Source organism: Candidatus Methylomirabilota bacterium, assembly GCA_035764725.1.
Classification (GTDB): domain Bacteria; phylum Methylomirabilota; class Methylomirabilia; order Rokubacteriales; family CSP1-6; genus DASRWT01.
In genome coordinates this window covers 1-10,625 of record DASTYT010000001.1, presented here as the reverse complement: position 1 = coordinate 10,625, position 10,625 = coordinate 1, and the positions used below count along the sequence as shown (strand labels likewise).

Below are 10,625 nucleotides of genomic sequence, written 5' to 3'. Positions count from 1 at the left end.
ATGAAGCGCGGGGTGTACGACTACATCACCAAGCCGGTGGAGACGCGGCGTCTCCGGCCCCTCATCGAGAAGGCGCTCGAGAAGTCGGAGATGATGCGCGAGGTCACGCTCCTCCGCCGCCAGCTCAAGGAGGCGCGCGGGCTCGGGAGCCTGCTCGGCACGAGCCGCCCGATGCAGGAGATCTATCACATGATCGAGATGGCGGAGCCCACCAACGCGCCCGTCCTCATTTCGGGTGAGAGTGGGACCGGCAAGGAGCTGGTCGCGCGCACCCTCCACGACATGTCCCCGCGGCGCAAGGCGCCCTTCGTGGCGGTCAACTGCTCCGCGATCCCCGAGACGCTGCTGGAGAGCGAGCTGTTCGGTCACGAGAAGGGGGCGTTCACCGGCGCCCTCGAGCGCCGCGCTGGCTACTTCGAGCTCGCCGACAAGGGCACCATTTTCCTCGACGAGATCGTGGAGATGAGCCCCGCGCTCCAGGCCAAGTACCTCCGCATCCTTCAGGAAGGGACCGTCCGTCGTCTGGGCGGCAAGGGCGAGCTCAACGTGGATGTGCGCATCATCGCCGCCACGAACAAGGATCCCGTCAAGGCGGTCAAGGACGGCACGTTCCGCGAGGATCTCTTTTACCGCCTCAACGTCTTCTCGGTGGCCATGCCGCCCCTGCGGCAGCGCAAGGAGGACATCCCGCTCCTCGTGGAGGCGTTCGTCGAGGAGTTCAACGGGAAGTACGACAAGCGCGTCAAGGGGGTCGACGAGGCGTCCCTGCAGCAGCTCATGCTGGGGACCTGGCCGGGCAACGTGCGCGAGCTGCGGAACATCATCGAGCGGGCCACCGTGGCCTGCCCGGGCGACATCATCACGCGCGAGCTCCTGCCGGTCGGCGCCGCCACGCGGCCGGCCGCGCCGGCCGAGGCGCCCGCCGACGGCGTGGACTCGGTGGTGATCCCCGTGGGGACCAAGCTCGACGATGCCGAGCGCGACCTTCTCCTGCGCACGCTCGCGCGCTACGACGGCAACAAGACGCGCGCCGCCGACATCCTCGGTATCACGCCGAAGACGCTGAGAAGCAAGCTCGCGCGCTACGAGGGGCGCGAGCGCGAGCCTGCCGCCTGATTCGCCGGACACGACGCCGCCCGGTCGCGCCGACCATGCGCGGATCGGGCGGCCGCTCTCGCGGGGTCAACTTCGCCGTCCGATCCTCCGTGGAATTCTGCTACAGTACGCCGGAGCCGAAGGATCCAGGCCCCCATCCCATGACACCGCGAGGGCACCGATGGCCATGACGAGTGTCGCAGAGAAATGGGTGGACGAGGTCGCCGGCCTCACCACCCCGGCCGACGTCGTGTGGTGTGACGGCTCCAAGGCCGAGTACGACCGGCTGGTGGGCCAGATGCTGGGCGACGGCACGCTCGTGCCGCTCAATCCCAAGACCTACCCGAGTTGCTATCTCCACCGCAGCCATCCCAGCGACGTCGCGCGCACCGAGCAGCTAACGTTCATCTGCTCACGGGACAAGGACGACGCCGGCCCCACCAACAACTGGATGGATCCGAAGGAGGCCAAGTCGCGCGTGGGCGGCCTCTTCCGGGGCGCCATGCGGGGCCGGACCATGTACGTGATCCCGTACCTGATGGGTCCGGCGGGGTCGACGATGAGCCGCGTCGGCGTCATGGTGACGGACAGCCCGTACGCCACCGCGAGCATGCACATCATGACGCGGGTGGGCGCGGTGGCCTTCGAGCACATGCGCGCCGACGACGACTTCGTCCCGGGGCTACACTCCCTCGGCGACCTCTCCCCCGAGCGCCGCTTCATCCTGCACTTCCCCGAGGAGAAGCTCATCTGGAGCGTCGGCTCCGGCTACGGCGGCAACGCGCTCCTCGGCAAGAAGTGCCATGCGCTGCGGATTGCCTCGGCCCAGGCCCGTGGCGAGGGCTGGCTCGCCGAGCACATGCTGATCCTCGGCGTGGAGGATCCCACCGGCAAGGTCACCTACCTCGCCGGCGCCATGCCAAGCGCGTCCGGCAAGACGAACCTCGCCATGGTCATCTCCCGCCTGCCCGGCTACCGCTGCTGGACGGTGGGCGACGACATCGCCTGGATCCACGTGGACCAGCAGGGCCAGCTCCGCGCGGTGAATCCCGAGCGAGGCTTCTTCGGCGTCGCGCCCAACACCAGCGCCAAGACCAACCCGAACGGAATGGCCATGGTCCGCTCCAACACCATCTTCACCAACGTCGCAATGACGCCCGATCGTGAGCCCTGGTGGGAAGGGATGGAGACGAAGGCCCCCGGGGGCACGGTCGACTGGCAGGGGAACCCCTGGCAGCCGGGCGCCGGTCCCGCCGCCCACCCGAACTCGCGCTTCACCGTGCTCGCCTCGCAGTGCCCGTCCATCGCGCCCAACTGGGAAGACCCTGCGGGCGTGCCGATCTCGGGCTTCATCTTCGGCTCGCGGCGCGCGCAGGTGGTCCCGTTGGTGTTCGAGGCCTTCGACTGGGATCACGGGGTGTTCCTGGGCTCGGCGATGGGCACCGAGACGACGGCGGCGATCACCGGCAAGGTGGGCGTGGTGCGCCGGGATCCCATGGCCATGATCCCGTTCTGCGGCTACAACATGGCCGACTACCTCGCGCACTGGCTGGCCATGGGGCGGCGGATCAAGAACCCGCCGAAGATCTTCCGCGTGAACTGGTTCCGCCGCGACGCGGACGGGAAGTTCCTCTGGCCGGGCTACAGCGAGAACGTGCGCGTGCTCAAGTGGATCCTCGAGCGGATACAGGGCGGCGGGGAGGCCACCGAGACGCCCATCGGCAACGTGCCCACGGCGGGCGCGCTGGACCTCAGCGGGCTCGACATGCCGCCGGCCCGTCTCGCCGAGGCGCTGCGCGTGGGGCGGGAAGACTGGGCGGGCGCGCTCGACGAGCTGGGCCAGTTCTACCAGACCTTCGGCGAGCGCCTCCCCCACCCCATCTGGGACGCGCACGCGCGCACCCTGAAGCGCCTCTAGTTCGCGCCCACGGCGCCCCTTACGCCATGTAGGAACCGCCGTTGGCGTGCACGGTCTCGCCGGTGATGTGGCGCGCGGCATCGCTGGCGAGGAACACGATCACGTCCGCGATGTCCTCCGGCGCCGCCATGTGCCCCAGCGGCACCGCGCGTGAGATCTCCGCCATCGCCGCCTCGCTGTGCTCGTACCGCGGCTGCGCGGTATCCGTGGTTCCCGGCGCCACCGCGTTCACCCGGATCCCGTGCGGGGCGAGGGCCAGCGCCATCGCCCGCGTCATCGCCACCACCCCGCCCTTGCTCGCCGTGTAGTGCACGCCCAGCGGGGCGCCGCGGATGGCCTGGGAGGCGATGTTGACGATGGCCCCGCGCCGCCCCGTCGCCACGAGCGCCCGCGCCACCGCCTGCGCGCAGAGGAACGAGCCCTTGAGGTTCACGCCCAGCACGAGATCCCACTCGCGCTCGGCGAGCTCGAGGAACGGCGAGCGGGGATAGACGCCGGCGTTGTTGACCAGGATGTCCGGCACGCCGAGCCCGCGCCCCACCGCGGCCACCATGGCGGCCACTTCGGCGGCGCGGGAGACGTCGCCCTGGACGACGAGGGCCCGACGCCCCAGCCCACGGATCTCCTCCGCGGCCTTGTCGGTGGCCGCGCGATCGTCGAGATAGTTCAGCGCCACGTCCGCGCCCGCGCGTGCCAGCGCGACGGCGGTGGCGCGCCCGATGCCCTGCTGGGCACCCGTCACCAGCGCGACGCGCCCCTCAACGGCCACGGGCGGGCTCCGGGGCGAGGCGGCGGGTGAACCAGTCCAGGATGATGCGGAAGCGCTCGAGCCGATGGCGCGGCTTGCCCGAGCGCGACAGCTCGTGGTTCTCGTCGGGGAACCGTACGAACACCGCATCCTTCCGCTGCTTCTTGAGCGCCACGAACAGCTGCTCCCCCTGCTCGATGGGGCAGCGCAGATCGTCCTCGGAGTGGATGATGAGGAGCGGCGTGTGGATGTTCTTGGCGTGAGTGAGCGGCGAGCGCTCCGCGTACTTGTCCGGCATCTCCCAGGGCAGGCCGCCGATCTCGACTTCATTGAAGAGGTGACCGATGTCGCTGGTGCCGAACATGCTGGGGTGATAGTTCACCGCCCGCTCCGAGCACGCGGCGCGGAAGCGATCGGTATGCCCCACCGTCCACGACGTGAGGAAGCCGCCGTAGCTGCCCCCGAGCACGCCCAGGCGGTCGGGATCGATCCACGGCGCGCGGCGCAGCGCCTCGTCGAGCCCCGCCATCACGTCGGCGAAGTCGCCGCCGCCCCAGTCACCCACCACCGCGCGGGTGAACGCCTCGCCGTAGCCCTGGCTGCCGCGGGGATTCGTGTAGACCACCGCGTAGCCCGCGCCGGCCTGGACCTGGAACTCGTCGAAGAAGACCCAGCCGTACTGGGCGTGGGGCCCTCCATGGATGTTGAGGAGCCCCGGATAGCGCCCCTCCGCCGTGAAGCCCACCGGCTTCATGATCCAGCCGTCGACCGTGAGCCCGGCGCGCTTGAAGCGGAAGCGCTCCGGCCGCGCGAGAGCGACCTCGGCCCGCCAGGCCGCATTGAAGTCGGTGAGGTGCCGCTCGCCACTGCCGTCCGCCGCGCAGGTCGCCACCTCCGGGGGTGTGACGGGATCGGTGACAACGAAGGCGAGCGTGCCGTCGGTGGCCGCGGATACACCCATGACCGCGCGTTCTCCGCCGATCACGCGTTCCGGCGCGGGGGCCCCGCCGGCCGCGCGGACGCGGTAGACCGACAGCGCGCCTGCGTCCTCGGCGGCGAAGGTGAGCCACGCGCCGTCGGCGGACCAGATCGGGGCGAGGTCGAGCGGTGCGCAGGAGCGGTCGAGCACGTCGGTGAGGCTCCGCGGCGCGCCGCCCTCGACGGGCACCGTGAAGACCCGCACGTTCCGGCCGAACTCGTTCTGGTGGCGCCGCCCGAGATAGGCCAGGGTCCGCCCGTCGGGCGAGAAGGCGGGGTGCATCGCCGGACCGATCGTGTCGGTGACGCGCCGGGGCGTGCCGCCGGCGGCGGGCACCATCCACAGATCGGTGGCGTCGTCGTAGTCGCGGTCCTCGTGGCGCGCCGAGACGAACGCGATCGAGTGGCCGTCGGGCGACCACGCCGGGTCGGAGTCGGGGCAGTCGCCCGAGGTGAGCTGCGCCGGCGCCCCGCCCGCCGCCGGCACCACGAAGACGTGCGTGGGCCGGTCGTGAATGAAGCCCTCGCCGTTGAACCGGTACTTGAGCGTGGTGACCACGCGCGCCGGCCGCGACTTCTTTCGCTCTTCCTCGCTCTCGGGCTCCTGCCAGCCGCCCACGCGCGAGACGAAGGCCAGGCGCGTGCCGTCCGGCGACCAGGCCGGCGCGGCCACGCCGTTCCGGAGCTGGGTGAGGGCGAGGGCCTCGCCCCCCTCCACCGGCATGACCATCAACTGCCCTTTCTTCCCCCGCTCGCGCTCGGACACGAACGCCAGCCGCGCGCCGTCCGGCGACCAGCGCGGCGCGGTGTCGCGCCCCGGGCCCGTGGTGAAGCGGCGCGGGGGCGCGCCCCCCGTCGTGTCCACCATCCAGATGTTGGACAGGTACTCGTCGCGCTCCTGGGAGAGCGACGTCAGCACGAAGGCGACGCGGCGCCCGCCGGGCGAGATCCGCGGGTCGGAGACGAAGCGGATCTTCAGAATGTCGTCGGGGCGCATCGGCCGCATGGGGACCTCGCTCAGCGAAGCGTGAAGGTGAGCCGGGCGTGCGCGTCCCGCAGCGCCCGCTCCACGGCGGCGGGATCGTCGCCGCGGGCGAAGATGAAGCCGAGATAGCGGTGGCCCTCGGGAAGCGGCACCAGGGTCTCCCCGGGATGCGCGCTGATCGTGACGTCCTCGATCAGCGGCATCGCCTCCGCCGCGTCCAGGCCCTCGACCTTTTCGAGGACGCCCGCGCGCCGAATGGGAATCATCATGACCCCCGCGGCGCGTCCTTCCCGCTCGAGCGACGCGATGGGCAGATCGAGGGCGCGGCGCAGGATCAGATCCTCGAGGGTGAGCCCGGTGCCGAAGCGCAGCGTGCGCGAGCAGAGGCCGCCGATGGAGCGCGCGGCCAGCTCGAGCATCACCGGGCGGGGCGCATCTGACGCGGCGCGTGGGTCCAGGCGAAGCTCGGCGTGGATGGGCCCGTCCTCGAGGCCCAGGGCGCGCGCCGCCTGCGCGGTGACGTCTGCGATGGCGCGCTGGGTGGTGGCGGGGAGCCGTGACGGCGTCACGTAGATCGTCTCCTCGAAGTACGGGCCGTCGAGCGGGTCGGGCTTGTCGAAGAGCGCGAGCACGCTCAGCGTGCCCGCTATCAGTAAACCCTCCAGCGCCACCTCCACACCGGGCACGAAAGCTTCGACGAGTATCTGGTCGGTGCCGTCGCCCAGCGCGGCCACGTCGGGCTCGGCGAGAATGGCGCGTACACGCTGGAAGGCCGCCACGAAGGCCGCGGGATCGTCGGCGCGGATCACGCCGCGGCTCGCCGACAGCACCAGCGGCTTGAGCACGCAGGGATACGTCATGCGCCGGGCCACCGCGGCGGGATCCTCGTGTACCGACACCGAAGTGAAGACGGGCCCCGGCAGGCCGGCCTTGGCCAGGCGCTCGCGCATGAGCCGCTTGTTCCGCGCGGCCGCCACCGCGCCCACGGGATTGCAGCGCAGCCCGAGCCGAGCGGCGATGGCTGCGCCGACCAGCGTGGTCTCGTCATCCACCGGCACCACCGCGTCGATGGGACGGCGCCGCGCGTACTCCGCCAGCTCTCTCGCCGCGCGCTCGGGATCGTCGAACGGCACGGTGAGCAGGTGATCGGGAAACTCTCCGGCCATCACGTTCGGCCGCTCCGCCGCCACGACGAGATCCACGTCGAGGCGACGCGCCGCGTCCATGAAATCCTCGGTCCGGTAGGTGGTGGTGGGGATGAGCAGCAGCAGGCGCTTGGCGGGGGCGCAATGCATGGCGCCTATTGTACAGTGTCGAAAAACGGGGGAGGGGCCGCCATGCAGGTCGGCATCATGATCGAGGGGCAGGAAGGGCTCACGTGGGAGCGCTGGTGGCGCCTCGCCGCCGCCGCCGAGGACCTCGGCTACGAGTCACTGTGCCGCTCCGACCATCTCACCGGCTTGGGAGGCGAGTCCAAGCGGCCGTCGCTCGAGACCTGGGCCTCGCTGACCGCGCTGGCGACCCGCACCCGCCGCATCCGCTTCGGACCCATGGTGTCGCCGCTGACCTTCTACCACCCGGTGATCCTCGCCAAGGCCGCCGCCGCCATCGACACGCTGGCCGGCGGCCGCTTCGACCTGGGTATCGGCGCCGGCTGGAACGAGCACGAGCACGCCACCTACGGGGTGCCGTTCCCTCCCCTCAAGGAGCGGATGGACCGCCTCGAGTGCGGCGCACGGGCGATCCGTGCCCTGGACGCTCCCAGGCCGGTGACGCTCGCCCAGCCCTACTACGCCCTCAAGAACGCGGAGACCTATCCGAAGTCGCCGAGCGGCCGCACCCGGCTCGTCATCGGCGGCCGAGGTGAGAAGCGCACGCTCCGGGTGGTGGCGGAATTCGCCGACGAGTGGAACGTCACCCGGGTGAGCGCGGCGGACTACCCGGCCAAGTATCACGTGCTGGTGGAGCATTGCAACGCGGTGGGGCGCAATCCCAACAGCATCCGCCGCTCGCTGATGATCCCGCTCGCCATCGGTCGCAACAACGCCGAGATCGCCCGCCGTGTCGCCAACGCGCGCGCGGTCTTCCCCGCGCTGCCCGACGCGGAAGCGGCCTGGCGCGCGGCGGGCTTCCTCGCCGGCCCGCCTTCACAGGTGCTGGCTGACCTCGACAAGTGGAAGGCGGTGGGCATGGAGCGCGTGCTGCTCCAGATGCTGGACCAGGAGGATATCGAGGCGCTCGAGCTGTTCGCGAAGGAGGTGCTGCCGCGCCTCTGAGGGCGGGCCTGCGCGCCGGCTAGCCGCCCGCCTCCACTTTCACCACGCGCGCGCCCGGCTGCGACTCGAGGATCTCCAGCATCCGCCGCTCCTCGCCGGACGGCATCTCGACGTCGAGCGTGAGCTGCAGCCACCGCTCGTCCAGCCTGTGCTCGTACTCCTCGATCGACGCCTTGATCCCGGCACCGTCGAGCGTGCGCGCGACGCTCCCGGTCTCGGACACGTGGCCCTCCAGGACGAGCGTCACCCGGCGCCGCTTGCGAAACCCCTGCCGGTCCTCGAAGCGGCGCAGGCCCCACAGCGCCGCTAGCCCGATCGCGGTGGCGATCACGCTCTCCAGATACATGCCCGCGCCCGCGGCCAGCCCGATCGCAGACACCAGCCAGAGCCCAGCCGCGGTGGTGAGCCCCTGCACGCTGATGCCGGTGCGCAGGATGGCCCCCGCCCCGAGGAAGCCGATGCCCACCGCCACCGAGGCCGCGATGCGGGCGGCGTCGACCGAGATGCGGTCGCCCGCCGCGTAGCGCTGGAAGTACATGAAGTGGGTGGACACGACCATGAACGTGGCCGACGCCAGCGCCACGATCAAGTGCGTGCGGAGCCCGGCCGGGCGGCCGTGGTAGTCGCGCTCATAGCCGATGATGCCGCCGAGCAGGGCGCCGACGAGCATCCGGATCGCGAGCTCCCAGTGTGGAGTCATCCGTCAGCGCCCCTCGAAGGGATGGTACCATTCGCTCGTGGACCTCGGCGGCCTCCTGACCGGCGATGCCCTCGTCTCCCTCGTCGCGCTCACCGCGATGGAGATCGTCCTCGGCATCGACAACGTCGTCTTCATCGCGATCCTGGTGAGCCGCCTCCCCGCCGCCCAGCAAAACGTCGCCCGGCGCCTCGGCCTCACCCTCGCCCTCGTGATCCGGATCGGCCTGCTCATGACCATTTCGTGGATGATGGGGCTCACCGAGCCCCTGTTCACGGTGTTCGGCGGGAAGATCTCCGGGCGCGATCTGATCCTGATCGGTGGCGGCCTCTTCCTCGTTGCGAAGGCCACGTGGGAGATCTACGACAAGCTCGAGGCTGATCATCCGGCGGAGACGCCCGAGTCGGGCTCGCGCGGCGCTTTCCTCTGGGTGCTGGCTCAGATCCTCGTGCTCGATATCGTCTTTTCCCTCGACTCCGTCATCACCGCCGTGGGCATGGCCAAGCACGTCCCGGTCATGGTGGTGGCGATGGTGCTGGCCATGCTCGTCATGCTGGTGTCCGCGGCGCCCATCGGGGGCTTCGTGGAGCGGCACCCGAGCGTGAAGATCCTCGCCCTCGCCTTCCTGCTTCTGATCGGCGTGATGCTCGTGGCGGAGGGCATGGGCACCCACGTGAACAAGGGCTACATCTACGTGGCGATGGCCTTCTCGCTGTTCGTGGAGCTCTTGAACCTGCGCTATCGGAAGAAGCGGAAGCCGGTCACGCTCCACCGGCGTTTCGAATCGAACGCTGATTGACGCTCCATCCGACCGCGCCACGCGGTCGCGCGGATCGGGCTCAGACCCCGCGCGGTCCCTCCGCACGGGCGGCCAGCGCGGCAATGGCCGCCGCGAGCTCGGCGGGCTCGATCGGCTTGGCAAGATGCTGTTGATAGCCCGCCGCGACGGCCGCCGCGCGGTCCTCGATCCGGGAATAGGCGGTGAGGGCGAGCGCCGGGATGTCGGCCCCCCGATCGGCCCCGCGCGCCCTGACCTGGCGGATGAGCGTATACCCATCCTCTTCGGGCATCACGATGTCGCTGACCAGCACGTCGAAGGATGCGCGATCGAGGGCCTCCAGCGCCGCCCGGACGCCGGGCACAGCCGTCACCTCGGCGCCGCACTGGGCCAGGATCGCTCTGATCAGCTCCCGCGCATCCGCCTCGTCATCGACGGCGAGGATGCGGACCCCATGAAGGGTGGAGAGCGGAGGGGCCCCCGGCGCCAGCGGAGCGATTCGCGGCGTCGCGGCCTCCTGCGGGGGGCGCGCGTCCGTGAGCGGCAGGGTCACGGTGAAGGTCGCCCCGCGTCCGAGCCCCTGGCTCTCCGCCTTGATGCTGCCGCCATGGAGCAGCACGAGATGGCGCGCGATCGAGAGCCCGAGCCCCATGCCGCCGTGGGACTGCGTGCTGGTATGGGCCGTCCCGAAGGGGTTGAAGACCTCGGACAGCCGATCGGCCGCGATGCCTCGCCCGGTGTCGCTCACGCTGACCTCGACCATGGCGTCCCGGCGCGCCACGCGCACGTCGACGCGCCCTCCGCTGGGCGTGAACTTGATCGCGTTGGAGACCAGGTTCCAGACGATCTGCTGCAGGCGGGCCGGGTCGCCCAGGACCGCGCCGACCTGCTCATCCACCGCGCCGTGCAGCGTCACACCCTTGACCACGGCCGCCGGCCGCATCGTGCCCAGCGTGATCTGGACGACGGGCGCGAGCATGAGCGGACGCATCTCGAGGCGCATGGCGCCGGAGACGATCCGCGAGACGTCGAGAAGGTCCTCGATCAGGCGCACCTGCAGCAGGGCGTTGCGCTCGATCACTTCCAGGCCATGCGCGACGTCGACGCTGCCCCGCTTCGGGTCGCGCAGGATCCTCGCCCATCCCAGCAT

9 protein-coding genes are annotated in these 10,625 nt (G+C 70.8%); 4 read left to right on the top strand and 5 right to left on the bottom strand.

Annotated features, from left to right (window positions below):
* Together VFX14_00045 and VFX14_00040 are read left to right on the top strand one after the other, a co-directional pair.
* The coding region (locus VFX14_00045; protein HEU5188055.1) for a sigma-54 dependent transcriptional regulator at positions 1 to 1,116 on the top strand (1,116 nt) is incomplete at its 5' end.
* Between the two features lie 160 nt (positions 1,117 to 1,276).
* Positions 1,277 to 3,013 carry a phosphoenolpyruvate carboxykinase (GTP) gene (locus VFX14_00040; protein HEU5188054.1) on the top strand — a complete coding sequence of 579 codons (1,737 nt, stop codon included), beginning with the start codon at positions 1,277 to 1,279 and terminating at the stop codon, positions 3,011 to 3,013.
* Between the two features lie 19 nt (positions 3,014 to 3,032).
* Here VFX14_00040 and VFX14_00035 read toward each other — a convergent pair whose 3' ends face one another.
* Genes VFX14_00035 through VFX14_00025 form a run of 3 tightly spaced genes read right to left on the bottom strand, consistent with a single transcriptional unit; the run spans position 3,033 to position 7,019 of the window.
* Positions 3,033 to 3,782, bottom strand: coding sequence for an SDR family NAD(P)-dependent oxidoreductase (locus tag VFX14_00035; GenBank protein HEU5188053.1), 750 nt, complete (start codon positions 3,780 to 3,782; stop codon positions 3,033 to 3,035).
* The gene (locus VFX14_00030; GenBank protein ID HEU5188052.1) at positions 3,772 to 5,745 is read right to left on the bottom strand and encodes a S9 family peptidase; all 1,974 of its coding nucleotides are present in this window, start codon (positions 5,743 to 5,745) and stop codon (positions 3,772 to 3,774) included. Before VFX14_00030 ends, VFX14_00035 begins: the two co-directional genes overlap by 11 nt.
* Positions 5,746 to 5,756: 11 nt before the next feature.
* Positions 5,757 to 7,019 carry an ATP-grasp domain-containing protein gene (locus VFX14_00025; GenBank protein HEU5188051.1) on the bottom strand — a complete coding sequence of 421 codons (1,263 nt, stop codon included), beginning with the start codon at positions 7,017 to 7,019 and terminating at the stop codon, positions 5,757 to 5,759.
* 42 nt (positions 7,020 to 7,061) lie between these two features.
* Here VFX14_00025 and VFX14_00020 point away from each other — a divergent pair, with 42 nt between their 5' ends.
* Entirely contained in the window at positions 7,062 to 8,000 is a 939-nt protein-coding gene (locus VFX14_00020) for a TIGR03560 family F420-dependent LLM class oxidoreductase (protein ID HEU5188050.1), read from the top strand.
* 19 nt (positions 8,001 to 8,019) lie between these two features.
* Here VFX14_00020 and VFX14_00015 read toward each other — a convergent pair whose 3' ends face one another.
* Positions 8,020 to 8,700, bottom strand: coding sequence for an MgtC/SapB family protein (locus VFX14_00015; protein HEU5188049.1), 681 nt, complete (start codon positions 8,698 to 8,700; stop codon positions 8,020 to 8,022).
* Between the two features lie 97 nt (positions 8,701 to 8,797).
* Here VFX14_00015 and VFX14_00010 point away from each other — a divergent pair, with 97 nt between their 5' ends.
* Positions 8,798 to 9,496, top strand: coding sequence for a TerC family protein (locus VFX14_00010; protein ID HEU5188048.1), 699 nt, complete (start codon positions 8,798 to 8,800; stop codon positions 9,494 to 9,496).
* Between the two features lie 40 nt (positions 9,497 to 9,536).
* Here VFX14_00010 and VFX14_00005 read toward each other — a convergent pair.
* Positions 9,537 to 10,625 (bottom strand): ATP-binding protein (locus VFX14_00005; GenBank protein HEU5188047.1); only part of this gene is annotated, 1,089 nt, incomplete at its 5' end.

What these genes read in the sequence shown, in the direction of transcription:
- VFX14_00040 (HEU5188054.1), top strand. Translation starts at nt 1,277, where the DNA reads ATGGCCATGACGAGTGTCGCAGAGAAATGGGTGGACGAGGTCGCCGGC.
- VFX14_00030 (HEU5188052.1), bottom strand. Translation starts at nt 5,745, where the DNA reads ATGCGGCCGATGCGCCCCGACGACATTCTGAAGATCCGCTTCGTCTCC.
- VFX14_00025 (HEU5188051.1), bottom strand. Translation starts at nt 7,019, where the DNA reads ATGCATTGCGCCCCCGCCAAGCGCCTGCTGCTGCTCATCCCCACCACC.
- VFX14_00020 (HEU5188050.1), top strand. Translation starts at nt 7,062, where the DNA reads ATGCAGGTCGGCATCATGATCGAGGGGCAGGAAGGGCTCACGTGGGAG.
- VFX14_00015 (HEU5188049.1), bottom strand. Translation starts at nt 8,700, where the DNA reads ATGACTCCACACTGGGAGCTCGCGATCCGGATGCTCGTCGGCGCCCTG.
- VFX14_00010 (HEU5188048.1), top strand. Translation starts at nt 8,798, where the DNA reads ATGGAGATCGTCCTCGGCATCGACAACGTCGTCTTCATCGCGATCCTG.